At 49.7% G+C, this 26,816-nt stretch carries 29 protein-coding genes and 1 pseudogene; 14 read left to right on the top strand and 16 right to left on the bottom strand.

Annotated elements, in window-relative coordinates:
* Positions 1–568 precede the first annotated feature (568 nt).
* The 6 genes from csgB to clsC all read left to right on the top strand — a co-directional run bounded on the left by csgB (position 569) and on the right by clsC (position 4,394).
* A complete protein-coding gene (gene csgB, locus RTW80_RS04390; RefSeq protein ID WP_000791650.1) occupies positions 569–1,024 on the top strand; it encodes a curli minor subunit CsgB in 456 nt (151 codons plus the stop codon).
* 40 nt (positions 1,025–1,064) lie between these two features.
* Complete coding sequence (gene csgA, locus RTW80_RS04385) at positions 1,065–1,520, top strand: curli major subunit CsgA (protein WP_000771437.1); 456 nt, start codon at positions 1,065–1,067, stop codon at positions 1,518–1,520.
* A 58-nt stretch (positions 1,521–1,578) separates the two neighbouring features.
* Positions 1,579–1,911 carry a curli assembly chaperone CsgC gene (gene csgC / locus RTW80_RS04380; RefSeq protein ID WP_000992837.1) on the top strand — a complete coding sequence of 111 codons (333 nt, stop codon included), beginning with the start codon at positions 1,579–1,581 and terminating at the stop codon, positions 1,909–1,911.
* 120 nt (positions 1,912–2,031) lie between these two features.
* Entirely contained in the window at positions 2,032–2,343 is a 312-nt protein-coding gene (ymdA, locus tag RTW80_RS04375; protein WP_000489587.1) for a protein YmdA, read from the top strand.
* Between the two features lie 94 nt (positions 2,344–2,437).
* Complete coding sequence (ymdB, locus tag RTW80_RS04370) at positions 2,438–2,971, top strand: O-acetyl-ADP-ribose deacetylase (RefSeq protein WP_000857401.1); 534 nt, start codon at positions 2,438–2,440, stop codon at positions 2,969–2,971.
* Entirely contained in the window at positions 2,913–4,394 is a 1,482-nt protein-coding gene (gene clsC, locus RTW80_RS04365) for a cardiolipin synthase ClsC (RefSeq protein WP_074152930.1), read from the top strand. The genes ymdB and clsC overlap by 59 nt, the downstream gene beginning before the upstream one ends.
* A 7-nt stretch (positions 4,395–4,401) precedes the next feature.
* Here the strand turns inward: clsC and mdoC are convergent, their stop codons facing one another.
* Entirely contained in the window at positions 4,402–5,559 is a 1,158-nt protein-coding gene (mdoC, locus tag RTW80_RS04360) for a glucans biosynthesis protein MdoC (RefSeq protein WP_001070350.1), read from the bottom strand.
* A 393-nt stretch (positions 5,560–5,952) separates the two neighbouring features.
* Between mdoC and mdoG the strand changes: the two genes are divergently transcribed.
* From mdoG to RTW80_RS04345, 3 genes are all read left to right on the top strand, one after another.
* Positions 5,953–7,488 (top strand): glucans biosynthesis protein MdoG, encoded by a 1,536-nt coding sequence (gene mdoG / locus RTW80_RS04355; RefSeq protein ID WP_001300662.1) that lies wholly within the window; start codon positions 5,953–5,955, stop codon positions 7,486–7,488.
* On the top strand, positions 7,481–10,024 hold the full coding sequence (gene mdoH / locus RTW80_RS04350; RefSeq protein ID WP_001295445.1) for a glucans biosynthesis glucosyltransferase MdoH: 2,544 nt from the start codon (positions 7,481–7,483) through the stop codon (positions 10,022–10,024). The genes mdoG and mdoH overlap by 8 nt, the downstream gene beginning before the upstream one ends.
* A gap of 172 nt (positions 10,025–10,196) precedes the next feature.
* Complete coding sequence (locus tag RTW80_RS04345) at positions 10,197–10,424, top strand: YceK/YidQ family lipoprotein (RefSeq protein WP_001237205.1); 228 nt, start codon at positions 10,197–10,199, stop codon at positions 10,422–10,424.
* Here RTW80_RS04345 and RTW80_RS04340 read toward each other — a convergent pair whose 3' ends face one another.
* The 3 genes from RTW80_RS04340 to lpxL all read right to left on the bottom strand — a co-directional run bounded on the left by RTW80_RS04340 (position 10,425) and on the right by lpxL (position 13,200).
* A complete protein-coding gene (locus tag RTW80_RS04340) occupies positions 10,425–10,799 on the bottom strand; it encodes an acidic protein MsyB (RefSeq protein ID WP_000180056.1) in 375 nt (124 codons plus the stop codon).
* Positions 10,800–10,881: 82 nt separating this feature from the next.
* Positions 10,882–12,108 carry a multidrug efflux MFS transporter MdtG gene (mdtG, locus tag RTW80_RS04335; RefSeq protein ID WP_000074172.1) on the bottom strand — a complete coding sequence of 409 codons (1,227 nt, stop codon included), beginning with the start codon at positions 12,106–12,108 and terminating at the stop codon, positions 10,882–10,884.
* 171 nt (positions 12,109–12,279) lie between these two features.
* Positions 12,280–13,200, bottom strand: coding sequence for a kdo(2)-lipid IV(A) lauroyltransferase (gene lpxL, locus RTW80_RS04330; protein ID WP_000183364.1), 921 nt, complete (start codon positions 13,198–13,200; stop codon positions 12,280–12,282).
* A gap of 224 nt (positions 13,201–13,424) precedes the next feature.
* Here lpxL and RTW80_RS04325 point away from each other — a divergent pair, with 224 nt between their 5' ends.
* Positions 13,425–14,477, top strand: coding sequence for a rhodanese-related sulfurtransferase (locus tag RTW80_RS04325; RefSeq protein WP_001295444.1), 1,053 nt, complete (start codon positions 13,425–13,427; stop codon positions 14,475–14,477).
* Positions 14,478–14,518: 41 nt separating this feature from the next.
* On the opposite strand, the gene RTW80_RS04320 is transcribed toward RTW80_RS04325, so the two are convergent.
* From RTW80_RS04320 to mdtH, 10 genes are all read right to left on the bottom strand, one after another.
* On the bottom strand, positions 14,519–15,094 hold the full coding sequence (locus tag RTW80_RS04320) for a YceI family protein (RefSeq protein WP_000749260.1): 576 nt from the start codon (positions 15,092–15,094) through the stop codon (positions 14,519–14,521).
* A gap of 3 nt (positions 15,095–15,097) precedes the next feature.
* Positions 15,098–15,664 carry a cytochrome b gene (locus tag RTW80_RS04315; RefSeq protein ID WP_000011108.1) on the bottom strand — a complete coding sequence of 189 codons (567 nt, stop codon included), beginning with the start codon at positions 15,662–15,664 and terminating at the stop codon, positions 15,098–15,100.
* Positions 15,665–15,924: 260 nt separating this feature from the next.
* Positions 15,925–16,038: a YceO family protein gene (locus RTW80_RS04310; RefSeq protein ID WP_001253418.1), complete on the bottom strand. Its 114-nt coding sequence runs from the start codon at positions 16,036–16,038 to the stop codon at positions 15,925–15,927.
* A 47-nt stretch (positions 16,039–16,085) separates the two neighbouring features.
* Positions 16,086–17,204: an N-methyl-L-tryptophan oxidase gene (solA, locus tag RTW80_RS04305; protein ID WP_000872811.1), complete on the bottom strand. Its 1,119-nt coding sequence runs from the start codon at positions 17,202–17,204 to the stop codon at positions 16,086–16,088.
* Positions 17,205–17,318: 114 nt separating this feature from the next.
* On the bottom strand, positions 17,319–17,573 hold the full coding sequence (gene bssS, locus RTW80_RS04300; RefSeq protein ID WP_000414437.1) for a biofilm formation regulator BssS: 255 nt from the start codon (positions 17,571–17,573) through the stop codon (positions 17,319–17,321).
* Positions 17,574–17,862: 289 nt separating this feature from the next.
* Positions 17,863–18,108 carry a DNA damage-inducible protein I gene (gene dinI / locus RTW80_RS04295; RefSeq protein ID WP_001217754.1) on the bottom strand — a complete coding sequence of 82 codons (246 nt, stop codon included), beginning with the start codon at positions 18,106–18,108 and terminating at the stop codon, positions 17,863–17,865.
* Positions 18,109–18,181: 73 nt separating this feature from the next.
* Positions 18,182–19,228 carry a dihydroorotase gene (gene pyrC / locus RTW80_RS04290; protein WP_000126543.1) on the bottom strand — a complete coding sequence of 349 codons (1,047 nt, stop codon included), beginning with the start codon at positions 19,226–19,228 and terminating at the stop codon, positions 18,182–18,184.
* Between the two features lie 105 nt (positions 19,229–19,333).
* Positions 19,334–19,894, bottom strand: coding sequence for a lipoprotein (locus RTW80_RS04285; RefSeq protein ID WP_001295443.1), 561 nt, complete (start codon positions 19,892–19,894; stop codon positions 19,334–19,336).
* A gap of 133 nt (positions 19,895–20,027) precedes the next feature.
* On the bottom strand, positions 20,028–20,675 hold the full coding sequence (gene grxB, locus RTW80_RS04280; protein ID WP_000780912.1) for a glutaredoxin 2: 648 nt from the start codon (positions 20,673–20,675) through the stop codon (positions 20,028–20,030).
* 63 nt (positions 20,676–20,738) lie between these two features.
* On the bottom strand, positions 20,739–21,947 hold the full coding sequence (mdtH, locus tag RTW80_RS04275) for a multidrug efflux MFS transporter MdtH (protein WP_000092199.1): 1,209 nt from the start codon (positions 21,945–21,947) through the stop codon (positions 20,739–20,741).
* A 235-nt stretch (positions 21,948–22,182) separates the two neighbouring features.
* Here mdtH and rimJ point away from each other — a divergent pair, with 235 nt between their 5' ends.
* The 4 genes from rimJ (at position 22,183) to murJ (ending at position 25,995) form a co-directional block, all read left to right on the top strand.
* Positions 22,183–22,767, top strand: coding sequence for a ribosomal protein S5-alanine N-acetyltransferase (gene rimJ / locus RTW80_RS04270; protein ID WP_000468186.1), 585 nt, complete (start codon positions 22,183–22,185; stop codon positions 22,765–22,767).
* A 10-nt stretch (positions 22,768–22,777) separates the two neighbouring features.
* On the top strand, positions 22,778–23,425 hold the full coding sequence (locus tag RTW80_RS04265; RefSeq protein WP_000877116.1) for a YceH family protein: 648 nt from the start codon (positions 22,778–22,780) through the stop codon (positions 23,423–23,425).
* A gap of 1 nt (position 23,426) precedes the next feature.
* The gene (locus tag RTW80_RS04260) at positions 23,427–24,350 is read left to right on the top strand and encodes a Gfo/Idh/MocA family protein (RefSeq protein WP_000736129.1); all 924 of its coding nucleotides are present in this window, start codon (positions 23,427–23,429) and stop codon (positions 24,348–24,350) included.
* A 109-nt stretch (positions 24,351–24,459) separates the two neighbouring features.
* Complete coding sequence (gene murJ / locus RTW80_RS04255; protein WP_001050672.1) at positions 24,460–25,995, top strand: murein biosynthesis integral membrane protein MurJ; 1,536 nt, start codon at positions 24,460–24,462, stop codon at positions 25,993–25,995.
* Positions 25,996–26,034: 39 nt separating this feature from the next.
* Here murJ and flgN read toward each other — a convergent pair.
* A pseudogene (gene flgN, locus RTW80_RS04250) lies at positions 26,035–26,451 on the bottom strand (flagella biosynthesis chaperone FlgN).
* Between the two features lie 4 nt (positions 26,452–26,455).
* Complete coding sequence (gene flgM / locus RTW80_RS04245) at positions 26,456–26,749, bottom strand: flagellar biosynthesis anti-sigma factor FlgM (RefSeq protein ID WP_000020880.1); 294 nt, start codon at positions 26,747–26,749, stop codon at positions 26,456–26,458.
* Between the last annotated feature and the right edge of the window lie 67 nt (positions 26,750–26,816).

Below are 26,816 nucleotides of genomic sequence, written 5' to 3'. Positions count from 1 at the left end.
AGCTGATAGAAACAGAAGCCACTGGAGCACCTCAAAAACACCATCATACACTAAATCAGTAAGTTGGCAGCATCACCAGTTGTACATTTGGTTTTTATTGCACAATTTTAAAAAATCATACAAATGGTGATAACTTACTAATAATGCATATAAAAATATTTCGGTGTAGTCCTTTCGTCATGTAAAACGTTCTTGTTTTTTCTCCACACCTCCGTGGACAATTTTTTACTGCAAAAAGACGAGGTTTGTCACGGCTTGTGCGCAAGACATATCGCAGCAATCAGCGACGGGCAAGAAGAATGACTGTCTGGTGCTTTTTGATAGCGGAAAACGGAGATTTAAAAGAAAATAAAATATTTTTTTGCGTAGATAACAGCGTATTTACGTGGGTTTTAATACTTTGGTATGAACTAAAAAAGAAAAATACAACGCGCGGGTGAGTTATTAAAAATATTTCCGCAGACATACTTTCCATCGTAACGCAGCGTTAACAAAATACAGGTTGCGTTAACAACCAAGTTGAAATGATTTAATTTCTTAAATGTACGACCAGGTCCAGGGTGACAACATGAAAAACAAATTGTTATTTATGATGTTAACAATACTGGGTGCGCCTGGGATTGCAGCCGCAGCAGGTTATGATTTAGCTAATTCAGAATATAACTTCGCGGTAAATGAATTGAGTAAGTCTTCATTTAATCAGGCAGCCATAATTGGTCAAGCTGGGACTAATAATAGTGCTCAGTTACGGCAGGGAGGCTCAAAACTTTTGGCGGTTGTTGCGCAAGAAGGTAGTAGCAACCGGGCAAAGATTGACCAGACAGGAGATTATAACCTTGCATATATTGATCAGGCGGGCAGTGCCAACGATGCCAGTATTTCGCAAGGTGCTTATGGTAATACTGCGATGATTATCCAGAAAGGTTCTGGTAATAAAGCAAATATTACACAGTATGGTACTCAAAAAACGGCAATTGTAGTGCAGAGACAGTCGCAAATGGCTATTCGCGTGACACAACGTTAATTTCCATTCGACTTTTAAATCAATCCGATGGGGGTTTTACATGAAACTTTTAAAAGTAGCAGCAATTGCAGCAATCGTATTCTCCGGTAGCGCTCTGGCAGGTGTTGTTCCTCAGTACGGCGGCGGCGGTAACCACGGTGGTGGCGGTAATAATAGCGGCCCAAATTCTGAGCTGAACATTTACCAGTACGGTGGCGGTAACTCTGCACTTGCTCTGCAAACTGATGCCCGTAACTCTGACTTGACTATTACCCAGCATGGCGGCGGTAATGGTGCAGATGTTGGTCAGGGCTCAGATGACAGCTCAATCGATCTGACCCAACGTGGCTTCGGTAACAGCGCTACTCTTGATCAGTGGAACGGCAAAAATTCTGAAATGACGGTTAAACAGTTCGGTGGTGGCAACGGTGCTGCAGTTGACCAGACTGCATCTAACTCCTCCGTCAACGTGACTCAGGTTGGCTTTGGTAACAACGCGACCGCTCATCAGTACTAATACATCATTTGTATTACAGAAACAGGGCGCAAGCCCTGTTTTTTTTCGGGAGAAGAATATGAATGCGTTATTACTCCTTGCGGCACTTTCCAGTCAGATAACCTTTAATACGACCCAGCAAGGGGATGTGTATACCATTATTCCTGAAGTCACTCTTACTCAATCTTGTCTGTGCAGAGTACAAATATTGTCCCTGCGCGAAGGCAGTTCAGGGCAAAGTCAGACGAAGCAAGAAAAGACCCTTTCATTGCCTGCTAATCAACCCATTGCTTTGACGAGGTTGAGTTTAAATATTTCCCCGGACGATCGGGTGAAAATAGTTGTTACTGTTTCTGATGGACAGTCACTTCATTTATCACAACAATGGCCGCCCTCTTCAGAAAAGTCTTAATTTGTTGAAATATCGAGCATAAGATGAATCTGGAGAGAATGGTCTGCTGCGAATCAGCCAACCTGAAAGTATGGATAACACAACCCTCAAGGATGACTAATCATTGAGGAAATAGAATAAATGTTCAGACCTTTTTTAAACTCTCTTATGCTCGGCAGTTTGTTTTTTCCTTTTATTGCCATTGCTGGAAGCACCGTGCAAGGGGGCGTGATCCATTTTTATGGCCAAATTGTGGAACCGGCATGTGACGTCAGCACCCAGTCATCACCCGTAGAAATGAACTGCCCACAGAATGGTTCTATTCCGGGCAAAACCTACTCCAGCAAAGCGTTAATGAGCGGCAATGTCAAAAACGCGCAAATAGCCTCAGTAAAAGTGCAGTATCTTGATAAACAGAAAAAGCTGGCTGTAATGAACATCGAATATAACTAAGTTTCTGAACAACTCACGTTGCTGAGCAGAAAAATGCGATTTAACCAAAAAGCCTGCTGTACACTTAAGAAACAAGAAGGTGTAAGGAGGCGTTATGAAAACGCGTATTCATGTTGTGCAGGGTGATATTACCAAACTGGCCGTTGATGTGATTGTGAATGCGGCTAATCCGTCATTAATGGGAGGCGGCGGCGTCGATGGGGCCATTCATCGCGCAGCGGGTCCGGCCCTGCTGGATGCTTGTTTAAAAGTCAGGCAACAGCAGGGCGATTGCCCTACGGGGCATGCCGTTATTACGCTTGCAGGCGATCTTCCTGCTAAAGCCGTAGTGCACACCGTCGGGCCAGTCTGGCGTGGTGGTGAACAAAATGAAGACCAGCTTTTGCAGGATGCCTATCTCAATAGCCTACGACTGGTGGCGGCAAACAGCTTTACGTCAGTGGCTTTTCCTGCAATCAGTACTGGGGTTTATGGTTACCCTCGTGCGGCAGCGGCTGAAATCGCAGTAAAAACCGTTTCAGAATTTATTACCCGTCACGCTTTACCCGAACAGGTATACTTTGTCTGTTATGATGAAGAAAACGCCCACCTCTACGAAAGACTCCTTACTCAACAAGGAGATGAATGATTTTCCCCGGCTGGCGAGCGCGGTGCTGCCACTGTGTTCGCAACATCCCGGTCAGTGTGGCCTTTTTCCTCTGGAGAAAAGTCTGGATGCGTTTGCAGCCCGGTATCGTCTGGCCGAAATGGCAGAGCATACGCTGGATGTTCAGTATTACATCTGGCAGGACGATATGTCGGGTCGGTTACTGTTTTCCGCCCTGTTAGCCGCAGCAAAGCGTGGCGTTCGCGTCCGTTTGTTGCTGGACGACAACAATACGCCCGGACTTGACGATATTTTACGCTTGCTTGACAGCCATCCCCGCATTGAAGTCCGGCTTTTTAATCCTTTCTCGTTTCGCTTGCTGCGTCCGCTTGGTTATATCACCGACTTTTCCCGTCTCAATCGCCGTATGCACAATAAAAGTTTCACTGTCGATGGCGTGGTTACCCTGGTGGGAGGACGAAATATTGGTGATGCCTATTTTGGGGCAGGGGAAGAGCCACTTTTTTCGGATTTAGATGTTATGGCAATAGGACCCGTGGTAGAGGACGTTGCCGATGATTTCGCCCGCTACTGGTATTGCAAATCGGTTTCACCCTTACAGCAGGTGCTGGATGTCCCGGAAGGTGAAATGGCGGATCGCATCGAGTTACCCGCCTCCTGGCATAACGATGCCATGACGCATCGTTACTTACGCCAAATGGAATCCAGTCCGTTTATAAATCATCTGGTTGATGGAACGTTGCCGCTTATCTGGGCGAAAACACGTTTATTAAGTGATGATCCGGCGAAAGGGGAGGGCAAGGCAAAACGGCATTCACTGTTACCGCAGCGCCTGTTCGATATCATGGGCTCACCCAGTGAACGCATCGATATTATCTCTTCCTATTTTGTACCGACACGCGCAGGTGTGGCGCAACTCTTACGGATGGTGAGAAAAGGGGTAAAGATTGCGATCCTAACCAATTCTCTTGCCGCTAACGATGTTGCTGTCGTCCATGCCGGATACGCGCGCTGGCGCAAAAAATTGCTCCGCTATGGCGTGGAATTATATGAACTCAAGCCGACGCGTGAACAAAGTAGTACGTTACACGATCGCGGCATAACCGGTAATTCCGGAGCTAGCCTGCATGCTAAAACTTTTAGCATCGATGGTAAAACGGTGTTTATCGGCTCTTTCAATTTCGATCCGCGTTCAACATTGCTCAATACTGAAATGGGCTTCGTGATAGAGAGCGAAACGCTGGCACAGTTAATTGATAAACGCTTTATTCAGAGCCAGTATGATGCGGCCTGGCAGCTCCGTCTGGACAGGTGGGGACGGATCAACTGGGTTGATCGTCATGCAAAGAAAGAGATTATTCTCAAAAAAGAACCCGCCACCAGTTTCTGGAAGCGGGTTATGGTCAGACTGGCGTCGATATTGCCCGTGGAATGGTTATTGTAAATGTGGCTTAACGGGCTGGTGCTTTATCGTTCTCACGCTTAACAACCGGTTTACCAGAAAACAAAAACTTCAGTAACGGGATGCGTAAATGAATTTCATACAGAATTATCGCAATCCCTACTACGAATATCAGGCCACAGAGAAAACCAAGCCAGTTGGAGGTGATGTGCGGTGTAATGTATGCGCCGAAAAACAGCGTTAACGGGTGGTGAACCAGATAGATAAATAGCGATGCGTTAACAAAGTAAGTCACCCGCGCTGACTGGAAGTTAAGCAAACGGTGGCCAAAGGAGAAGACCACATTCACCATCCACAGACCGAGGACCATGGTGATCACTGACTCGGTTTCGTACATCCAGGCATCGCCACTGCCATAGCGCTGGTTGAGTAAATAAGCGACAAACGCCAATGCTGCAGCGAGGGTACAGCCACGAGACGGCGTGGTAAACAAGGCTTTAAGATGAGGGAAAATGAAAGCCAGTGCGCCGAGGATAAAGAACGGTAAATAAAATAGCGTTTGCATGACAATAAAATTGAACATGCCATTACTCAGAATGGGCGGATACACAATAAAAATCGTTCTTCTTATTACCGCATAACCGATGCCGAGGCACAAAAAAATCACCGATAGTTTTACCATCGAGAATTTTTTATTCGTTTTATCAGAATTTTCTAAATTATTTCTGATGCGTTTAAATATCCATACGCACAGCGTCGTCATGACCACTAACACCAGTAAAAACCACAGGTGTGATATTAATTCCCAGGCCAACGTATTATATTTGTCATACAATGACAGCCCAGGCCAACTTTCCGCTTTCCCTTTGACGTATTGCAGCATAATAAATTGCGGCAATGTCAGTAAGGGGATGGCTGTTAACATCGGGATACCTACACGTTCGACACGTACTTTCCACCATTTTTTCAAGGGATAGCGTAAAAAAAGCATGTAGGAAAAGTAGCCGGATATAACGAAAAATACCTGCATGCGGAACGAGTGGATGAAGTCATTAAAAAGGGTCAGCCACAATGACGGTTCGGCGCTATTCACATGCCATGTATGGCTCGAATAGATTAAAGAAATATGAAAAGGGATCCCTAACAACATCAGCCAGGCGCGGATGGAGTCAAGGAAATATTCACGTTGCGCGGGTACTGGATTCATATATGGTTAACTAATCTCGGATTTTTCGTCTTATCCCTGTCGGGTTATGCCTTTAGGCTTGTTGCCATAGCGACACCGACCTGACCGCGCCAGGCGCAGGCTTCAAGGTTTTTATGCATAGCATCATCGCAACCACTAACCAGAATGGAAGCGTCTGTAAGACGGTTGATAAATAAAATTGCTGGCAAACCCTACACGAAGTCGATGCTTCTGTCTTTAGGAGAAGCACGGAAAGTGAAAACGGTTGCAATCAGGTGCTTAATCCATGAGCCAGCGTGCTGAACGATACCGGGATTCTGTTGTCGGAATGGCTGGTTATCCATTAAAATAGATCGGATCGATATAAGCACACAAAGGGGGAAGTGCTTACTAATTATGAAACATAAACTACAAATGATGAAAATGCGTTGGTTGAGTGCTGCAGTAATGTTAACCCTGTATACATCTTCAAGCTGGGCTTTCAGTATTGATGATGTCGCAAAGCAAGCTCAATCCTTAGCCGGGAAAGGCTATGAGGCGCCCAAAAGCAACTTGCCCTCCGTTTTCCGCGATATGAAATACGCGGACTATCAGCAGATCCAGTTTAATCATGACAAAGCGTACTGGAACAATCTGAAGACCCCATTCAAACTCGAGTTCTACCATCAGGGTATGTACTTCGATACCCCGGTCAAAATAAATGAAGTGACTGCCACCGCAGTCAAACGAATCAAATACAGCCCGGATTATTTCACTTTCGGCGATGTTCAGCATGACAAAGACACGGTAAAAGACCTTGGTTTTGCCGGTTTTAAAGTGCTTTACCCGATCAACAGCAAAGATAAAAACGATGAAATCGTCAGCATGCTCGGGGCCAGCTATTTCCGCGTGATTGGTGCAGGTCAGGTTTATGGCCTTTCTGCCCGCGGCCTGGCAATTGATACCGCCTTGCCATCGGGTGAAGAATTTCCACGCTTCAAAGAGTTCTGGATCGAGCGTCCAAAACCGACTGATAAACGTTTAACCATTTATGCATTGCTTGACTCGCCGCGCGCGACAGGTGCTTACAAATTCGTGGTTATGCCAGGGCGTGACACGGTTGTGGATGTGCAGTCGAAAATCTATCTGCGCGATAAAGTCGGCAAACTGGGGGTTGCACCGTTAACCAGTATGTTCCTGTTTGGGCCGAACCAACCGTCGCCTGCAAATAACTATCGTCCGGAGTTGCACGACTCTAACGGTCTGTCTATCCATGCCGGTAATGGCGAATGGATCTGGCGTCCGTTGAATAACCCGAAACATTTAGCGGTCAGCAGCTTCTCGATGGAGAACCCGCAAGGCTTCGGTCTGTTGCAGCGCGGTCGTGATTTCTCCCGCTTTGAAGATCTCGATGATCGTTACGATCTTCGTCCAAGCGCATGGGTGACTCCGAAAGGGGAGTGGGGTAAAGGCAGCGTTGAGCTGGTGGAAATTCCAACCAACGATGAAACCAACGATAACATCGTCGCTTACTGGACGCCGGATCAGCTGCCGGAGCCGGGTAAAGAGATGAACTTTAAATACACCATCACCTTCAGCCGTGATGAAGACAAACTGCATGCGCCAGATAACGCATGGGTGCAACAAACGCGTCGTTCAACGGGGGATGTGAAGCAGTCGAACCTGATTCGCCAGCCTGACGGTACTATCGCCTTTGTGGTCGATTTTACCGGCGCAGAGATGAAAAAACTGCCAGAGGATACCCCGGTCACAGCGCAAACCAGCATTGGTGATAATGGTGAGATAGTTGAAAGCACGGTGCGCTATAACCCGGTTACCAAAGGCTGGCGTCTGGTGATGCGTGTGAAAGTGAAAGATGCCAAGAAAACCACTGAAATGCGTGCTGCGCTGGTGAATGCCGATCAGACGTTGAGTGAAACCTGGAGCTACCAGTTACCTGCCAATGAATAAGACAACTGAGTACATTGACGCAATGCCCATCGCCGCAAGCGAGAAAGCGGCATTGCCGAAGACTGATATCCGCGCCGTTCATCAGGCGCTGGATGCCGAACACCGCACCTGGGCGCGGGAGGATGATTCCCCGCAAGGCTCGGTAAAGGCGCGTCTGGAACAAGCCTGGCCAGATTCACTTGCTGATGGACAGTTAATTAAAGACGACGAAGGGCGCGATCAGCTGAAGGCGATGCCAGAAGCAAAACGCTCCTCGATGTTTCCCGACCCGTGGCGTACCAACCCGGTAGGCCGTTTCTGGGATCGCCTGCGTGGACGCGATGTCACGCCGCGCTATCTGGCTCGTTTGACCAAAGAAGAGCAGGAGAGCGAGCAAAAGTGGCGTACCGTCGGTACCATCCGCCGTTACATTCTGTTGATCCTGACGCTCGCGCAAACTGTCGTCGCGACCTGGTATATGAAGACCATTCTTCCTTATCAGGGTTGGGCGCTGATTAATCCTATGGATATGGTTGGTCAGGATTTGTGGGTTTCCTTTATGCAGCTTCTGCCTTATATGCTGCAAACCGGTATCCTGATCCTCTTTGCGGTACTGTTCTGTTGGGTGTCCGCCGGATTCTGGACGGCGTTAATGGGCTTCCTGCAACTGCTTATTGGTCGCGATAAATACAGTATATCTGCGTCAACAGTTGGCGATGAACCATTAAACCCGGAGCATCGCACGGCGTTGATCATGCCTATCTGTAACGAAGACGTGAACCGTGTTTTTGCTGGCCTGCGTGCAACGTGGGAATCAGTAAAAGCCACCGGGAATGCCAAACACTTTGATGTCTACATTCTTAGTGACAGTTATAACCCGGATATCTGCGTCGCAGAGCAAAAAGCCTGGATGGAGCTTATCGCTGAAGTCGGTGGCGAAGGTCAGATTTTCTATCGCCGCCGCCGTCGCCGCGTGAAGCGTAAAAGCGGTAATATCGATGACTTCTGCCGTCGCTGGGGCAGCCAGTACAGCTACATGGTGGTGCTGGATGCTGACTCGGTAATGACCGGTGATTGTTTGTGCGGGCTGGTGCGCCTGATGGAAGCCAACCCGAACGCCGGGATCATTCAGTCGTCGCCGAAAGCGTCCGGTATGGATACGCTGTATGCGCGCTGTCAGCAGTTCGCGACCCGCGTGTATGGGCCACTGTTTACAGCCGGTTTGCACTTCTGGCAACTTGGCGAGTCGCACTACTGGGGACATAACGCGATTATCCGCGTGAAACCGTTTATCGAGCACTGCGCACTGGCTCCGCTGCCGGGCGAAGGTTCCTTTGCCGGTTCAATCCTATCACATGACTTCGTGGAAGCGGCGTTGATGCGCCGTGCAGGTTGGGGGGTCTGGATTGCTTACGATCTCCCGGGTTCTTATGAAGAATTGCCGCCTAACTTGCTTGATGAGCTAAAACGTGACCGCCGCTGGTGCCACGGTAACCTGATGAACTTCCGTCTGTTCCTGGTGAAGGGTATGCACCCGGTTCACCGTGCGGTGTTCCTGACGGGCGTGATGTCTTATCTCTCCGCTCCGCTGTGGTTTATGTTCCTCGCGCTCTCTACTGCATTGCAGGTAGTACATGCGTTGACCGAACCGCAATACTTCCTGCAACCACGGCAGTTGTTCCCGGTGTGGCCGCAGTGGCGTCCTGAGCTGGCGATTGCACTTTTTGCTTCGACTATGGTGCTGTTGTTCCTGCCGAAGTTATTGAGCATTTTGCTTATCTGGTGCAAAGGAACGAAAGAATACGGCGGATTCTGGCGCGTTACATTATCGTTGCTGCTGGAAGTGCTGTTTTCCGTGCTGCTGGCTCCGGTACGCATGCTGTTCCATACGGTCTTCGTCGTCAGCGCGTTCCTTGGCTGGGAAGTTGTGTGGAATTCACCGCAGCGTGATGATGACTCCACTTCCTGGGGTGAAGCGTTCAAACGCCACGGCTCACAGCTGCTGTTAGGGTTAGTGTGGGCTGTTGGTATGGCGTGGTTGGATCTGCGTTTCCTGTTCTGGCTGGCACCGATTGTCTTCTCGTTGATCCTGTCACCGTTTGTTTCGGTGATTTCCAGCCGTGCCACCGTTGGTCTGCGAACCAAACGCTGGAAACTGTTCCTGATCCCGGAAGAGTATTCACCGCCGCAGGTGCTGGTTGATACCGATCGCTTCCTTGAGATGAATCGTCAACGCTCCCTTGATGATGGTTTTATGCACGCGGTGTTTAACCCGTCATTTAACGCTCTGGCAACCGCAATGGCGACCGCGCGTCACCGCGCCAGTAAGGTGCTGGAAATCGCCCGTGACCGCCACGTTGAACAGGCGCTTAACGAGACGCCAGAGAAGCTGAATCGCGATCGTCGCCTGGTGCTGCTAAGCGATCCGGTGACGATGGCCCGTCTGCATTTCCGCGTCTGGAATTCCCCGGAGAGATATTCTTCATGGGTGAGTTATTACGAAGGGATAAAGCTCAATCCACTGGCATTGCGTAAACCGGATGCGGCTTCGCAATAAAAACGTAGTTGCCTGATGCGCTACGCTTATCAGGCCTACATCGTTCCTGCAATTTATTGATTTTGCAAGATTTTGTAGGTTGGGTAAGGCGTTCACGCCGCATCCGGCAAAAACAACGAGCCAATAAAAATACCGGCGTTATGCCGGTATTTTTTTACGGAAGAGGTATCAAATGCGTTTAATTGTGGTGAGCATCATGGTGACCTTGCTGAGTGGCTGTGGCAGCATTATTAGTCGCACTATACCGGGGCAGGGGCATGGCAACCAATATTATCCCGGTGTGCAATGGGATGTGCGTGACTCCGCCTGGCGTTATGTCACAATCCTTGATCTGCCATTCTCCCTGGTTTTTGATACTTTACTGCTGCCGATCGACATTCATCATGGCCCGTATGAGTGATTAACGTTCATCCCACTCATCAGCTGCTGCGCGTCCTTCCTCGGTATCCAGCGGTGGCTCAAGCTGAAATTCCCCCTCGTCCCATTCATGTAATGTATTCTCTTCCTGCCACTCCTGGCGTATCTCTATCTCATCATAGTCGCCATCAAAAACACTTTGCGCGGCTTCACCGCTAAGCATAGGTAAACATTCACCTTCTTCCCCTTCGTCGGCAAAAAACTCAACTTGCCACATGATGTCGCCGTCCTGCAAAACGTATTTTTGGGCATTGAACTGTTGCACATTCGCATCTTCGGCGTCGATGCCGGGGTTGTCTGCAAGAAATTCTTCGCGTGCAGCGTCAATGGCTTCTTCAAGCGTTGCGTACATGGTCATCACGATTCTCCCTTTGAGTTGATGAGGTTTCAGGGAAAAGGATAGCTGATTCTCCGCTTTTGCAAGTATGAAAGGCGAAAAATCAGTTCGATACCTGGGGTATTCGACGACGACGTAGACTGTTCCATGAATAGACTGCGTTGAATAACACTACGCCAGCGGTGACGAGAAATACCGCTCTGAAACCGTAGTTCGCTGAAATCGCTGCTCCCATCAATGGTCCGGTAACGTTGCCAATATCACGAAACGATTGGTTATAGCTGAAGATACGCCCGGCGATCTGGTTGCTCGAGTTGTAAACCAACAGTGTCTGTACGGCGGGGAGTAGTGCACCATCGGCGGCACCGAGCAAAAAACGTAAAATCCCAAGTTGCAATGGCGTCTGAACGTAAGACATTGGGATCAACAGCAGTACAGAAAAGATCAGCGCTGTAATCAGGATCTTTTCGGGTCCGATTCGATCGCCAAGTTTGCCGAGTCGTGGTGCACTTAGCAGAGCCGCCACGCCTGGCACCGAGGCGATCATGCCACTGATAAAGGCGACGTTACTGACGTTACCCGCCAGTTCGCGGACATACAGCGTCAGAATGGGGGCAATTGAGCCCGTCGCCACCTGGATGATTAACGTAGTGACAAACAGGCTGAGTACCAGTTTCGGGTTTTTAAGTGATGTCACCACTTCCCGCATGTGCAGCATCTCTTTTTTGCTGACCGGCTGGAATTTTTCTCTGATGCAAAACAGGGTGACGAAAAAGCAGAGTATGAGCACACTGGCGGTAATAAAGAATACCGGACGTAAGCCGTAGCTATCGGCGAGCAGGCCGCCAGCCATTGGGCCGAGCAACGCACCACTAACGCCGCCTGTGGAGAGCGTACCCAGCGCCCAGCCGCTTTTATTACGCGGTACTTGTGTGGCGATAAGAGCATTAGCGTTGGGGACAAATCCGCCAAGTAACCCAAGAAGCGCCCGTAGGATCAAAAACTGCCAGATATTTTGTGCCAGTCCCATCAACACCATTACGATGCCCATGCCGAGAGCAGAGCGTAATAGCATGAGTTTTCGGCCTTTACGGTCGGCGAGTCCACCCCAAAACGGTGAGGCGATGGCCGAAAATAAAAATGTAATGCTGAAGACAATACCGGACCACATATTCAGGGCGGAGTGACCGGTAACGCCAAGCTGCTCAACGTAGAGGGGTAAGAAGGGCATTACCAGACTGAAGGCGGCCCCGGTAAGAAAACAGCCTAGCCAGGCGACGATCAGGTTTCGTTTCCAGTTTATAGGGGTGTCATTTTCACAGGGTGACATAGCAATCCGCTGTTGGTGCGCCAGGCGCGGTGAACATAAGAAGAAAAGATAAGCACACTAATTATGCGCCCGACTTCCAGGGGGCGCAATCCAGAGAGCTTTTATCGCTAAATCAGGGGGATTTGCTGTGGTAATGCCGGATGCCATTCTGAAGCATCCGGCATGGGAGATTTAATAGCGTGAAGGAACGCCTTCCGGGCGTGTTTTAAAGCGACGGTGTAACCACATATACTGCTCTGGTGCCATCATGATGCATTTTTCGACCACTTTGTTCATCCACGCGGCGGTAGTTTCGGCATCATCCAGTGGCGGAGAACACTCTGGCGGCAGCATAATCAATTGATACCCTTTGCCATCTGGCTTACGGCGTGGAACGAAGGGCACCAGACATGCGCCGGACATCCGTGCCAGCATCCAGGTTCCGGTCGTGGTCGCAGCCTGCTCAACGGCAAACAACGGGACGAAAACGCTTGAGCGCGGGCCGTAATCATGATCCGGTGCGTACCAGACCACTTCGCCTTTTTTCAGGGCTTTAATCATGCCTTTTAAATCTTTGCGGTCGAGCATCGATTTATTTGAGCGCAAACGGCCCCAGGTTTGTAGCCAGTCAATCAGTGGATTATCGTTCGGGCGGTAAACGCCAATCCCCGGTTCCTGCATACCAAACTGCCGCGCACCCAGCTCCAGTGTCAGAAAATGGATGCCAACTAACAGGATGCCGCGTTTTTGCGCCTGCACGTCACGAATGTGTTCCATGCCGATCACTTCCGTCCAGCGGGCGATTCGGCGGTCCGGCCAGAACCACGCCATGCCGGTTTCCATCAGGCCCATGCCAACGGATTCGAAATTCTTCACCACCATTTTACGGCGTTCTTGTTCGCTCATTTCCGGGAAGCACAGTTCCAGGTTGCGATGCACAATTTTTGCGCGTCGTTTCATAAAACGTAACGCCAGTTTTCCTAATCCACAACCGAGGCGGTAGATAACCGGGTAGGGCAATTGCACGACTAACCAAAGTACGCCAATACCCAACCAGGTTAACCAATAACGCGGATGAAGCAGTGCGGTGGAGAACTTGGGTAGATTCGTCATATCAATCCTGTTTTTCAACCTATTCGGGCAATTGTATGTATTGTCGCATTTTTTCGCCCGCAACCAAAATTTGTGGCTGAAGACTGGGCGAAATTGCCGCGCTTGTAAATAACAAATAATTTTTAATGCGCAAATGTAGCGTAAAATGTGTGGATGTTAATTATCGATAATTGCTATATCATGCCGCGGATTTTTACTTTCCCATCTCGCAGGAACCGTACACCATGCCAGTGTTACACAACCGCATTTCCAACGACGCGCTAAAAGCCAAAATGTTGGCTGAGAGCGAACCGCGAACCACCATTTCGTTTTACAAGTATTTCCACATCGCCGATCCTAAGGCGACCCGTGACGCTTTATATCAGCTGTTTACCGCGCTGAATGTTTTTGGGCGAGTGTATCTGGCGCATGAGGGCATTAACGCGCAAATCAGCGTACCTGCGAGCAATGTTGAAACATTTCGCGCGCAGCTCTATGCCTTCGACTCGGCTTTAGATGGCTTACGCCTGAATATCGCGTTGGATGATGACGGGAAATCCTTCTGGGTACTGCGCATGAAGGTCCGCGATCGTATCGTTGCCGACGGTATTGACGATCCTCACTTTGATGCCAGCAATGTTGGTGAGTATCTGCAAGCGGCGGAAGTGAACGCCATGCTTGACGATCCCGATGCACTGTTTATCGACATGCGTAACCACTATGAGTATGAAGTGGGGCACTTTGAAAACGCGCTCGAAATTCCGGCAGATACCTTCCGTGAGCAGCTGCCAAAAGCAGTCGAGATGATGCAGGCACATAAAGATAAAAAAATCGTCATGTACTGCACCGGCGGCATTCGTTGTGAAAAGGCCAGTGCCTGGATGAAACATAACGGATTCAACAAAGTCTGGCATATCGAGGGCGGAATTATTGAATACGCCCGTAAGGCGCGCGAGCAGGGCTTGCCGGTGCGTTTTATTGGCAAAAATTTTGTTTTTGACGAGCGGATGGGCGAACGTATATCGGATGAGATTATCGCGCATTGCCACCAGTGCGGCGCGCCGTGCGACAGCCATACCAACTGTAAAAATGATGGCTGCCACCTGCTGTTTATTCAGTGTCCAGTATGCGCGGAAAAATACAAAGGTTGTTGTAGTGAGATTTGCTGCGAAGAAAGCGCGTTACCGCCAGAAGAACAGCGACGCCGTCGGGCAGGACGTGAAAATGGCAATAAGATCTTTAATAAGTCTCGTGGACGTCTGAATACAACACTGGGCATTCCTGATCCAACAGAATAAATATCATTGCCGGATGCGTGCCATCCGGCAACATTTCACGCTTACTTCTGCTGTACGCCTTCCACTGAAATAATCAGATCCACATCCTGAGAAGCTGGACCTAAATCTGTCTTGATATTGAAGTCTTTGAGCTTAATTTTGCCTTCGGCCTCAAAGCCTGCACGTTTACCGCCCCACGGGTCGTCGCCCTGACCAATTAATTTCGCTTCCAGCGTGACGGGTTTGGTTACGCCATTCAGTGTCAGATCGCCGGTAATATCCAGTTCGTCACCGTCTTTCTTCACGCTGGTGGAGGTGAATGTTGCCTGTGGATATTTTGCGGTATTGAGGAAATCTGCACTGCGAAGATGTTTATCGCGTTCGGCGTGATTAGTATCGACGCTGGTGGTGTTAATTGTCACATTCACTTTATCGGCAGCCGGATTTTTTTCGTCAAAGGTAAAAGTACCGTCGAAATCTTTAAAGGTGCCGTATAACCAGCTATAGCCAAGGTGCTGGATGCGGAAATTAACAAAGGCGTGCTGACCTTCTTTGTCAATTTTGTAATCGGCGGCAACCGCTGAACCGGCAGAGAACATCAGGGACGCGAAGGTTAAACCAAGCAGGCTTTTTTTCATTTTTTATACTCCATAGTCAGATGACGACTTTCCCAGCATGCGCTTCAGAGTGTCGTCTTTATCGATGAAATGATGCTTCAGGGCCATAAATCCGTGCATAACGGACAGTACTACGACGCTCCACGCGAGCCAAAAATGCAGGGCACCGGCAAAGTCTGCCTGTGCGCCAGCGTCGGCAAGGGTCGCGGGGACGTCAAACCAGCCAAAAACGCTGATCGGTTTACCATCGGCAGTTGAGATCAGATAGCCGCTGATGCCGATTGCGAACAGCAATAGGTACAATGCGAGATGTCCAGCTTTTGCGGCAAGACGAGTCATGGGCGAATAACTCGGCAGCGGACCCGGCGGTGGAGATATGACACGCCACAGAACGCGAATAACCAGCCCCATCATTAACAAAATACCGATGCTTTTATGCAGTTCGGGTGCTTTGTGATACCAGCCATCGTAATAACTGAGCGTGACCATCCACAGACCTAAAGCAAACATGCCGTAGACAATAATTGCGCTTAGCCAATGGAAGGCCGCAGATATAACACCATAGCGTTCAGGGGTATTTGTGAATGACATAAGTGCATCCAAAACGAATTTGCGAGAGAAAGAAAATGGCGTGTCGGAGAATGAATTGCAACACAAAAATAACAAATTGAATGATATTTATTTTTATTTCAATAATTTTGAATTAATAATGAAAGAATCTTCATAAGTTTAGTGGGTTCAGCATCAGAGATGTCTGGTGAGTGCTGTAGAAGCAGGAATAATCTCATTCAATTTTTCACGCTAAATGAAAGGGAGATTAAATATTTGTCAGTTTATGTCAGTGCGGAAAACTAAAAATAAAACACATAGATCAGATCCATAATTGCCAACAATCCCCAGAGAAAAAGATAAAGCATCAGATGCTCGCGAATATTATTGATGAGATAGTGCAACAGCCGACGCATTAAATACTCCTGTAAAAACGGCCTCATTCTGGAGGCCGTAATGATGATTATTGGAAGCGGGAAAGCCTGAATGGCGTTAAATCAAAATCGCTTTTTTTGTCTTGCGCAAAATCGGCAGCTATTTCCCCTAAAACAGACGCAAATTTAAAACCGTGCCCGCTCAGGCCGGTAATGAGCAGTGTATTATCGTGACCGGGTAGGGTATCGATAATAAAATCTTCGTCAGGCGAATTATCATAGGTGCAGGCAGCGCCGTACAGGCAGCAACCGATACCCGGCAAGACATTGCGCAAGAACGGGAAGGCTTCCGAACCATCGCTGACCACTTCCGCAAACGGAACACGTTCATCCGCTGAATGGATAACCTGGCCTCCGTTATGTTTGCCAATCTTCAACGCGTCGTTTTCTGCCGGAAAACCATAATATTGATCGCCATTGGGCAGTTCACCGGTAAACGCCGGGAATTTATTCTTCACGCTATAGCGACCATCGGCCTGATACCAGGCAAATACTTTGCGTACGGGCTGGACAGGCAGCTCCGGGAGCAGGTCTTTTACCCATGTTCCCGCGCAGACAATCGCTTTTTTCGCCTGATACTCTCCGTCAGCCGTTTCAATAGTTACGCCATCATCGTCATGACGAATTGCGGTGACCGGGCAGTTGAACAGCTGCGCACAGCCCGCTTCCTTCGCCAGTTGGATCCAGGTTTTAATCGCCAGTTCGCTGCGCAAAAAACCGGAATCAGTCTCAAATAAGCCGATGTAGTTGTCCGGGACGCGTATTTCTGGCCAGCGGGCCATAATCCCTTGCGCGTCGAGCTTTTCGACGTTGAGTTGCCACTGTTCGGCGCTGTGGGCGACGTTGGCGAGAAATGCGGAGTCAGCCGGGCCGAGGTTAATGACACCAGAGCGTACAAAAATGGGATCATCTTCGTTGTGGCGGGAGAGCTCATCCCACAGTGTTTGCGCGCGGAGTACCAGTGGGACATACTTTTCGCCTTCACCATAAGCATGGCGAATTAATCGCGTATCGCCGTGGTGGCTGCCGTGTTGATGCGGTGGCATATGGGCGTCGGTCATTAGCACGTTTAAACCGGCGCGGGTTGCATAATACCCGGCGGCAGCGCCTACGGAACCGCTGCCAATAATGATGAGATCGTATTTCATTTTTTTCTCTCTGCTCTCATGGTTTAAGCAGAGTAATTAACTGAATGCAGATATACAACCCAGAAATGGTAAAGGCACCGGTGAGGTGCCTTTTGGGTGGATGGTCATGTCATGTTAATGACGCCGATACTCGTTTACCGGGAAATCACCGGATTCAATTTTGGCGATTCCTGCTTCTAATATCGAAATAAATTGTCTGGCAACATCAGTGGTTAACCAGAGCGTCTGACCAACTTCAGTCCCTTCCTGCTCGGACTTATTTGGGGTCTGGTAGTGCAAACGCAACATCAGCGCATCATAGCTATCAACGGTGCTGATGTCCCACCCTACGAGCGGATGAGTCTGAATGACTTCATTATTTTTTTCCATCATGGCCCCCTAATTCGTGTTACTAGACAACGTTATTCGAGGTTCAATGCGTTTTTATCTGAAGCAACTTCAGTATACCAATAAGTAAGGGTATTCACCGAATTTTTAAAGGGGGGAACAGATAAATTTCTGCTTTTAAGATTTATATGAACAATAAAACAGCATGTCATTCATATTTTTTTAGCATATTGTGCAATTATTTTGAGGAAGTGTAGAAATTTTGTACTCAAAATTCGTAAGTAAAATAAAAAAGCCGGGGCGACCCGGCAAAAACAAAAATCACTGCATATTATTCGCTGACAAACCAGTCATCGGCGCTTTCCCACGTTTCCTGGAGAATTTCGCTAATGCGCTGTTTATCTTCTTTTGTTGCGCCAATAACCGATAAATTATTCGCTGCGGCATAACGTACCGATACGTGGCCTTCATTATCAGGAAACGCATACTGAATACGGCGGGAAAGTTCGCCAGCCAGGGCGTCAATAGCCCCAGCTGGCAATGGAGAAGTTTTCGCTATGGTGACTTCAATTCGCATAATAGCCCCCTGTTGAATATACTGGTTATTTATACAGGTAAAATAACCTAATGACAACAGGAAGCTACGATTTTTATTGTTTAACGGACCAGCGTACCGTTTCCCCGGCGAGGAATGGCACCAGGGTGTCATCAGTCAGTGCGATGCTTTCAGCAACCTGTTGCTCTTCACGTACCAGTTCGATGAATGTGTCGTTGACCGGCAAGCCATAGAACTGCGGGCCGTTTACAGAACAGAATGCTTCAAAGTGCTGCAGAGCATTCATCTCTTCAAAGACGGTAGCGTAACTGCCCAGCGCGGTTGGGGCGTTGAAGCAGCCCGCGCAGCCGCAACTGCTCTCTTTGCGATGACGTGCATGTGGCGCAGAATCCGTACCGAGGAATACTCGATTAAAACCGCTGGCGACCAGTTCACGCAATGCCTGTTGGTGAATATTGCGTTTGAGGATGGGTAAACAATACAGGTGCGGACGCACGCCACCAACCAGCATATGGTTGCGGTTAAACATCAGATGCTGCGGAGTGATGGTGGCAGCCAGCCGTTCATTTCCGTCACGGACATAGTCGGCTGCGTCTTTGGTGGTGATGTGTTCAAAAACGACTTTCAGTGCAGTCAGGCGCTGGCGCAGCGGTTCCATCACGCTTTCTATAAAGCGCGCTTCACGATCAAAAATGTCGATATCTGCATGTGTCACTTCACCATGCACCAGTAGCGGCATACCGATTTTTTCCATGCGCTCAAGTACCGGCATGATTGCGTCAACTGACGTAACGCCGTGGCTGGAGTTAGTGGTTGCGTTTGCCGGGTAAAGTTTTGCAGCGGTGAACACGCCTTCGTTAAATCCGCGCTCCAGCTCATTAGGATCCAGCGAATCTGTTAAATAACAGGTCATCAATGGGGTGAAATCGTGCCCGGCAGGTACGGCATCAAGAATACGCTGGCGATACGCCACGGCAGCCTCAACGGTGGTCACGGGCGGAGCCAGATTGGGCATTACGATAGCCCGTCCATAAATTTCGCTGGTATACGGCACGACAGTTTTTAACATGTCGCCATCGCGGAGGTGAAGGTGCCAGTCGTCTGGGCGGCGGATCTTTAATACCTGGGATGGTGCAGTCATTAATCTCTATGCTCCGGCTGAAGGGATGTTTTTGCCGGACACAAAGGATAAGCGGAAACGTTTTCCTTTGCACGAAAAATAAAGGGCGCGAATGCGCCCTCGTCATTAATCCGTAAACGGAATGACAATTTCGCCTGGCTTCACTTCAATGCCTTTCGCCAGTTTTTTCGCCATTGCTTCGCCCTGACTGCCATCTTCGCGCAGGACGTAAGCAGGTTGCTGGTTAAAGTAATTGCGTAATGCCTGGTTCAAATAGGGAAGCAACGTTTGCATCACCGTTTGCATTTTTTCCGGTTGTACCGTCGCATCGACCACTTCCATCTCTTTCAGGAAGATCGCACCTTTTTCTTTATCAAACACGGGCAGCGCTTTCAGCTTCAGTTTCATGGTCGCTTTCTGACTACCGAACAGGGAGTTCATGTCCAGATTGGCGTCTCCGGTTAGGGTAACCTTATTCGGCTCTTCGCGACCAATTTGGCTGGTCAAGTTTGTCAGAACAATATGGGCGTCAGCCACGCCGGGTAAACCGATATCTTTTGAGAAATTATTATGTTTCGCAAGCGACTGGTTAATTTCTTGTTCGGTGATGGTGTATTGGGTGAGTTGATTACAGCCAACGAGCAGGCCACTGACGATCAATGCAGCGGCAAATAAAAACTTGTTCATGGTAGTCCTCGACATGAAATCTGCGTCAATATCCTGACACAACGCAGCATGTGTCACCAGCGATAAACTCGCCAGCAGAAAAAACTGAAAACGGCGGCAACCCGCGAATACAGGCTGCCGCGGCGGGTCAGGATTAAATCGCCATTGATGATAACAAATTGATTTGTGTCTGTTTCGCCATATTATCGCGGTAATCAGCAACGCGGCTTGGCCAGTTGATTCCGGCTACCAGCGTCAGATTACGCAGTAGCGGAAATAGCTGAATATCATCTTCCGAAAGTTCGCCATTCACGGCGTTCGGTTTGACGATCAGTTTGTCCAGCGCACGCAAATCATCGCTGATATTCTTAATCAGACCGTCAGAGTGGGCCAGCAGGTCGGCAAAATTACCCGCGCTGGCCTCTTTCTTGTCGACGAAATATTTGCGCGCGGCGGGAGTAGAAAACTCATCAAATGCCGATTTGGCAAAACGCGGCAACAGCAGTTTGTTGGCGTAGCCATTGACTTTGCGCAGCCACTCTTCAATGGCAGGGGAACGTTTGCCGGTCAGTAACGGTTTGCCGTCGAGTTTATCGACATAGTGAACGATATCCATGCTTTCTGGCATATAGCGGCTGTCATCTTTTTGCAGAATGGGAACCTGTTTTTGACCGACCATCCGGGTGGGTGTTTCTGCGTCGTCGTTGAGCAGAACATGTAATTCGACGGGGATATTTTTCAGGCCGAAAATCATGCGGGCTTTGAGGCAGTAAGGGCAGTGATCGTAAATGTATAGCTTCACGTGACTCCTCCATTTGGCTGTCAGTTCACTTTCAGTATGGAGGAGTCAGGGGGGAGTATCAAATCAGGCGTCGCGTTCCAGCAAACGACGCGCGGCGCGTTTTTGACTGAACTGCCAACCCAGCGCAAGGAAAGTGAAGATGCCAATAATTCCCAGCATCATCCACGGAAGCTCTGGCTGGTGCGCCGATTTGCCCAGGTCAAACAGCCAGCCGCCACCGATATAACCAATAGCGCCACCAATCGCCAGACCCAGACGGCTAAACCCCATATAGCTGCCGCGAGCTCTTGCGTCCGCCAGCGAAGCACTTAAGGTTTCACGCGCAGGCTCGGCAATGATCGACCCGATATAAAACAGACAAATCAGGTTGAAAAGTTGTTGCAGGCCGCTGACCATGCCCACCGGCATCATGCTTAATGACATTATCAACAGCCCAGCCATCAACCGGTGTTCCAGACGAAAATGCTTTTCACTCCAGCGGGCGATAGGGTAGAGCAACGTTAACGACAGACACGCTTCAATGGCATACATCCATTTAACGGCAGAGGGCGCGCCAGCCACGTCGTTGACCATAATTGGCAGCATCAGCATCACTTGTACAGCCAGCATGTAGTAACCCGCCAGCGTCAGAACATAGGTGACAAAACGCTTGTCGCGCATCACGCGGGTCATGCCTTCGCGAACGGGCGTGCGTACGGTGGAGAGTTTCCATGCCGGTAACAACCACGCATTGAACGCCGCACACAGCACAAACAAAACGGCCCCTGTGGCGCAGACCAGGCGAAAGTCGTATTGCAACAGCCAGCTCCCCAACAATGCGCCAATGACCGCACCGGCACTGTCCTGCATCATCAACAGCGAGAAAAAACGACCACGTTGTTGTGGACGGATTAGTTTCACCACCAGCGCCGAACGCGGCGGATCAAACAACGTGCCGCCGAGTCCCGAGAGCAGGCATGAAAACCACAATAGCCACGGTTCGTGGGCGATACCCATTGTGGCGAATCCGGCGGCGCGCATCAGCATACCGGTAACAATCATCGGTTTGGCACCAAAGCGGTCGGCAATTGCGCCGCCGAAAATACCCAGACCTTGCTGAATAAACTGGCGTAGACCGAGAGCAATACCGACCATGACGGCGGCCCAGCCCATTTGATCAACGAAGCGGATAGAGATCAGCGGGAAGACAACAAAGAACCCCAGCACGACCAGCATATTATCGATGAGCAGGAAATATTTACCCAGGTTCCTCGCCTGCGATACGCGGGACATTTCCCCTCCCGGGAAATAAAAGATGAGCACTTTCTATTCTGCATTGCCGCTAAGACTTTTCCCATCACTTCGGGGACAATATTTTTTTATCAAAACGTCGCTTTGATAGAGAGTTTTTATCAAATATGTGAATAATGCAGACAATGGCATTTTGGACTTTTCACAGGGTCTGGTTGCGCAGGTATAGTAATACTTACAGCGTATTAAAGACGTTACGGGAAGGAGTAGGTATAGAATGTTTGGCTATCGCAGTAACGTGCCAAAAGTGCGCTTAACCACAGACCGACTGGTCGTGCGTCTGGTGCATGATCGTGATGCCTGGCGTCTTGCGGATTATTACGCAGAGAATCGCCATTTCCTCAAGCCCTGGGAGCCAGTGCGCGACGAAAGCCACTGTTATCCATCAGGCTGGCAGGCCAGGCTGGGGATGATTAACGAATTTCATAAACAAGGTTCAGCGTTCTACTTTGGCTTATTCGACCCGGACGAAAAAGAGATTATTGGCGTTGCCAATTTTTCCAATGTTGTTCGCGGCTCTTTTCATGCCTGCTATCTCGGTTATTCGATTGGGCAAAAATGGCAGGGCAAAGGACTCATGTTTGAAGCCCTGACCGCAGCCATTCGTTATATGCAGCGCACCCAACATATTCATCGCATTATGGCTAATTATATGCCGCACAATAAACGCAGCGGTGATTTACTGGCACGACTGGGTTTTGAAAAAGAAGGCTATGCGAAAGACTATCTGTTGATTGATGGACAATGGCGCGATCACGTACTGACGGCATTAACTACCCCAGACTGGACGCCCGGCCGCTAAGGAGAATCTCATGAAATATCAACTTACTGCCCTGGAAGCTCGTGTGATTGGTTGCTTGCTGGAAAAGCAGGTGACCACGCCGGAGCAATACCCGCTCTCAGTCAATGGTGTAGTCACGGCCTGTAATCAGAAAACGAACCGTGAACCGGTCATGAATCTGAGTGAATCCGAGGTGCAGGAGCAACTGGATAATCTGGTCAAACGCCATTATCTGCGCACGGTGAGTGGCTTTGGTAATCGGGTCACCAAATATGAACAACGTTTTTGTAATTCAGAATTTGGCGATCTGAAACTGAGCGCCGCAGAAGTGGCGTTAATCACCACGTTGTTATTGCGTGGTGCCCAGACGCCGGGTGAACTGCGCAGCCGCGCCGCGCGAATGTATGAATTCAGCGATATGGCGGAAGTTGAGTCGACGCTGGAACAACTGGCAAATCGCGAAGATGGTCCTTTTGTGGTGCGTCTGGCCCGCGAACCGGGTAAACGTGAAAGCCGCTACATGCATCTTTTCAGTGGTGAGGTTGAAGATCAGCCGGCGGTAACGGATATGTCGAACGCGGTTGACGGTGATTTACAGGCCCGCGTCGAAGCTCTGGAAATCGAAGTGGCAGAACTGAAACAGCGTCTTGATTCGTTGCTGGCCCATCTGGGAGATTAAAGTGAAAAAATTACGTATCGGCGTAGTGGGATTAGGCGGCATTGCGCAAAAAGCGTGGTTACCGGTGCTGGCGGCAGCGTCTGACTGGATGTTACAAGGAGCCTGGTCGCCTACGCGCGCGAAAGCCCTGCCAATTTGTGAAAGCTGGCGCATTCCTTATGCCGATTCGTTATCCAGCCTTGCCGCCAGTTGCGATGCGGTTTTTGTGCATTCCAGCACCGCCAGCCACTTTGACGTGGTTAGTACGTTACTCAATGCGGGGGTACATGTCTGTGTCGATAAACCGCTGGCAGAAAATCTGCGCGATGCTGAACGGCTGGTGGAACTGGCGGCGCGGAAAAAATTGACGTTGATGGTCGGTTTTAACCGTCGTTTCGCACCACTCTACGGTGAGTTAAAAACGCAACTCGCCACCGCAGCCTCGCTAAGAATGGATAAACATCGTAGCAATAGCGTCGGGCCACACGATCTTTATTTCACGTTGCTGGATGATTATCTGCATGTGGTGGATACCGCGCTGTGGTTGTCGGGCGGCAAAGCCTCTATGGATGGCGGTACGCTACTGACTAACGACGCTGGCGAAATGCTGTTTGCCGAGCACCATTTTTCGGCCGGTCCTTTGCAGATCACCACCTGTATGCATCGCCGTGCCGGAAGCCAGCGTGAAACCGTGCAGGCCGTGACTGACGGTGCGCTCATCGACATTACGGATATGCGCGAATGGCGTGAGGAGCGTGGGCAGGGCGTAGTGAATAAACCGATTCCTGGTTGGCAGAGCACTCTTGAGCAACGTGGATTTGTCGGCTGTGCGCGGCACTTCATTGAATGTGTGCAAAATCAGACAGTTCCGCAAACCGCCGGCGAACAGGCAGTGCGGGCGCAACGTATCGTTGACAAGATCTGGCGCGATGCGATGAGTGAATAAACCCTGTAACATCTGGCGGTAGCAATTCACCATAATCCAGGTAGACTATTCGCCTCTTTCAGCGCCTGCCTTGCAGGCGTTTTGCCCGTGGGTCTGGATTAGAACACCGATGAATTTATTAAAATCGCTGGCCGCCGTCAGCTCGATGACCATGTTTTCGCGTGTGCTTGGCTTCGCACGAGACGCAATTGTCGCCAGAATCTTTGGCGCAGGGATGGCAACCGACGCCTTTTTCGTCGCTTTTAAACTTCCTAACTTGTTACGCCGTATCTTTGCCGAAGGGGCATTTTCCCAGGCATTTGTACCGATTCTGGCGGAATATAAAAGTAAGCAGGGTGAAGACGCCACGCGGGTCTTTGTCTCTTATGTTTCTGGCCTGCTGACACTTGCGCTGGCGGTTGTGACGGTCGCTGGCATGCTCGCCGCACCGTGGGTGATCATGGTGACCGCGCCAGGCTTCGCTGACACAGCTGACAAATTTGCCCTGACCAGCCAGCTACTAAAGATTACCTTTCCCTATATCTTGCTTATCTCCCTGGCGTCGCTGGTGGGAGCGATTCTGAATACGTGGAACCGCTTCTCGATTCCGGCGTTTGCGCCAACACTGCTTAACATCAGCATGATTGGTTTCGCGCTGTTTGCCGCACCGTACTTTAACCCACCGGTGCTGGCGCTGGCGTGGGCTGTTACGGTCGGCGGCATCCTGCAGTTGGTGTATCAGCTACCGCACCTGAAGAAGATCGGCATGCTGGTCCTGCCGCGCATTAACTTCCACGATGCCGGAGCAATGCGCGTGGTGAAACAGATGGGACCGGCGATCCTTGGCGTCTCTGTGAGCCAGATCTCCTTAATCATCAACACCATTTTTGCCTCGTTTCTTGCCTCCGGTTCGGTGTCTTGGATGTATTACGCCGACCGCTTAATGGAGTTTCCCTCCGGTGTGCTGGGCGTGGCGCTTGGCACCATTTTGCTGCCATCGCTGTCGAAAAGTTTTGCCAGTGGCAATCATGATGAATACAACCGTTTGATGGACTGGGGGTTGCGTCTTTGTTTCCTGTTGGCGCTGCCGAGTGCGGTTGCGTTGGGCATTCTTTCAGGTCCGTTAACCGTTTCGCTGTTCCAGTACGGTAAATTTACCGCGTTTGATGCGCTGATGACCCAGCGGGCGTTAATTGCCTACTCGGTGGGTTTGATTGGCCTGATTGTAGTGAAAGTGTTGGCTCCTGGCTTTTATTCCCGCCAGGACATTAAAACGCCAGTGAAAATTGCCATCGTTACGCTGATTTTAACGCAATTGATGAACCTGGCGTTTATTGGTCCGTTGAAACATGCCGGGCTGTCACTTTCTATTGGTCTGGCGGCGTGTCTGAATGCTTCGCTGCTTTACTGGCAGTTGCGTAAGCAGAAAATCTTTACTCCGCAACCCGGCTGGATGGCGTTTCTGTTGCGTCTGGTGGTGGCGGTACTGGTGATGTCTGGCGTGCTTTTAGGTATGTTACATATCATGCCGGAGTGGTCATTGGGTACCATGCCCTGGCGCTTACTGCGTTTAATGGCGGTCGTGCTGGCGGGGATTGCCGCGTACTTCGCTGCACTGGCGGTACTGGGCTTCAAAGTTAAAGAATTTGCCCGCCGGACGGTGTAACAATGCATTCCGGCCTGCAGTGCAGGCCGGAGATAATATTCAGATCGAAATCTTTTTACCGCCGCGATGGGTTGTTGAGGTCTGACCGTTCGCCCCATATAGCGTCGGTTCCTGATGCGGTTTCAACATTTCCAGCGCCTGTTGATTGCGCTCAATCTGTCCTTCCAGTAACCAGCCGTTATGTTGATTCATTTGGCGTAGTTGCTGCGTTTTCACAGTAATTTCCTGCCAGCGTTGACTAATATCAACGCTATTTGCTGTATTGGGTTCTTTCTTGCGTAACTGTTCGAGGTAATCCAGCGTCGCCAGCAGTGAGCTTTTTTGTTCTGTAATCCATTGCAACTGGCTGCCGTTGATCTGCCCCATAGAGAGATGTTACTGCTCTTGATCCATTACCGTTTTGAGATCGTTAAGCACAGCGGACATCTGGTCGAGGATCTCTGCAAGACGTGTCATACGATCAGTTACTCTGCAAATCTTGCTGAGCTTCGTTGATCAGCGCATCGGCAATTTTGCCGGTGTCCATTTTTAGTTCACCGTTACGAATCGCCAGTTTTAACGCTTCGACACGTTCAAGATTGATATCACTGCTGCCGGGTTGCATCAGTTTTGCTTGCGCGTCGCTTAACGTCACACTGGTGCTGGTGGAGGCGGTTGTTTTTGCCGCCCGGCTGTTCGTTACCGGCGCGTCAGTGGTTTCGCGCGGTTGAACGGTGCTTACAGGCTTCAGAGGCGAAGTGCGATCAATACTCATGGTTTATTCCTCATTGAGGGCGCTTTTATCATGTGTTGCTTATTTATCGGCAAGGGACGGGTAATCT

It is taken from the genome of Escherichia sp. AM3 (assembly GCF_032029835.1).
GTDB classification, from domain to species: domain Bacteria; phylum Pseudomonadota; class Gammaproteobacteria; order Enterobacterales; family Enterobacteriaceae; genus Escherichia; species Escherichia coli.
Note: the sequence above shows the minus strand (reverse complement) of the source record. Positions and strands in the feature narration are given on the sequence as shown.

What these genes read in the sequence shown, in the direction of transcription:
- csgB (WP_000791650.1), top strand. Translation starts at nt 569, where the DNA reads ATGAAAAACAAATTGTTATTTATGATGTTAACAATACTGGGTGCGCCT.
- csgA (WP_000771437.1), top strand. Translation starts at nt 1,065, where the DNA reads ATGAAACTTTTAAAAGTAGCAGCAATTGCAGCAATCGTATTCTCCGGT.
- csgC (WP_000992837.1), top strand. Translation starts at nt 1,579, where the DNA reads ATGAATGCGTTATTACTCCTTGCGGCACTTTCCAGTCAGATAACCTTT.
- ymdA (WP_000489587.1), top strand. Translation starts at nt 2,032, where the DNA reads ATGTTCAGACCTTTTTTAAACTCTCTTATGCTCGGCAGTTTGTTTTTT.
- ymdB (WP_000857401.1), top strand. Translation starts at nt 2,438, where the DNA reads ATGAAAACGCGTATTCATGTTGTGCAGGGTGATATTACCAAACTGGCC.
- clsC (WP_074152930.1), top strand. Translation starts at nt 2,913, where the DNA reads ATGATGAAGAAAACGCCCACCTCTACGAAAGACTCCTTACTCAACAAG.
- mdoC (WP_001070350.1), bottom strand. Translation starts at nt 5,559, where the DNA reads ATGAATCCAGTACCCGCGCAACGTGAATATTTCCTTGACTCCATCCGC.
- mdoG (WP_001300662.1), top strand. Translation starts at nt 5,953, where the DNA reads ATGATGAAAATGCGTTGGTTGAGTGCTGCAGTAATGTTAACCCTGTAT.
- mdoH (WP_001295445.1), top strand. Translation starts at nt 7,481, where the DNA reads ATGAATAAGACAACTGAGTACATTGACGCAATGCCCATCGCCGCAAGC.
- RTW80_RS04345 (WP_001237205.1), top strand. Translation starts at nt 10,197, where the DNA reads ATGCGTTTAATTGTGGTGAGCATCATGGTGACCTTGCTGAGTGGCTGT.
- RTW80_RS04340 (WP_000180056.1), bottom strand. Translation starts at nt 10,799, where the DNA reads ATGACCATGTACGCAACGCTTGAAGAAGCCATTGACGCTGCACGCGAA.
- mdtG (WP_000074172.1), bottom strand. Translation starts at nt 12,108, where the DNA reads ATGTCACCCTGTGAAAATGACACCCCTATAAACTGGAAACGAAACCTG.
- lpxL (WP_000183364.1), bottom strand. Translation starts at nt 13,200, where the DNA reads ATGACGAATCTACCCAAGTTCTCCACCGCACTGCTTCATCCGCGTTAT.
- RTW80_RS04325 (WP_001295444.1), top strand. Translation starts at nt 13,425, where the DNA reads ATGCCAGTGTTACACAACCGCATTTCCAACGACGCGCTAAAAGCCAAA.
- RTW80_RS04320 (WP_000749260.1), bottom strand. Translation starts at nt 15,094, where the DNA reads ATGAAAAAAAGCCTGCTTGGTTTAACCTTCGCGTCCCTGATGTTCTCT.
- RTW80_RS04315 (WP_000011108.1), bottom strand. Translation starts at nt 15,664, where the DNA reads ATGTCATTCACAAATACCCCTGAACGCTATGGTGTTATATCTGCGGCC.
- RTW80_RS04310 (WP_001253418.1), bottom strand. Translation starts at nt 16,038, where the DNA reads ATGCGTCGGCTGTTGCACTATCTCATCAATAATATTCGCGAGCATCTG.
- solA (WP_000872811.1), bottom strand. Translation starts at nt 17,204, where the DNA reads ATGAAATACGATCTCATCATTATTGGCAGCGGTTCCGTAGGCGCTGCC.
- bssS (WP_000414437.1), bottom strand. Translation starts at nt 17,573, where the DNA reads ATGGAAAAAAATAATGAAGTCATTCAGACTCATCCGCTCGTAGGGTGG.
- dinI (WP_001217754.1), bottom strand. Translation starts at nt 18,108, where the DNA reads ATGCGAATTGAAGTCACCATAGCGAAAACTTCTCCATTGCCAGCTGGG.
- pyrC (WP_000126543.1), bottom strand. Translation starts at nt 19,228, where the DNA reads ATGACTGCACCATCCCAGGTATTAAAGATCCGCCGCCCAGACGACTGG.
- RTW80_RS04285 (WP_001295443.1), bottom strand. Translation starts at nt 19,894, where the DNA reads ATGAACAAGTTTTTATTTGCCGCTGCATTGATCGTCAGTGGCCTGCTC.
- mdtH (WP_000092199.1), bottom strand. Translation starts at nt 21,947, where the DNA reads ATGTCCCGCGTATCGCAGGCGAGGAACCTGGGTAAATATTTCCTGCTC.
- rimJ (WP_000468186.1), top strand. Translation starts at nt 22,183, where the DNA reads ATGTTTGGCTATCGCAGTAACGTGCCAAAAGTGCGCTTAACCACAGAC.
- RTW80_RS04265 (WP_000877116.1), top strand. Translation starts at nt 22,778, where the DNA reads ATGAAATATCAACTTACTGCCCTGGAAGCTCGTGTGATTGGTTGCTTG.
- murJ (WP_001050672.1), top strand. Translation starts at nt 24,460, where the DNA reads ATGAATTTATTAAAATCGCTGGCCGCCGTCAGCTCGATGACCATGTTT.
- flgM (WP_000020880.1), bottom strand. Translation starts at nt 26,749, where the DNA reads ATGAGTATTGATCGCACTTCGCCTCTGAAGCCTGTAAGCACCGTTCAA.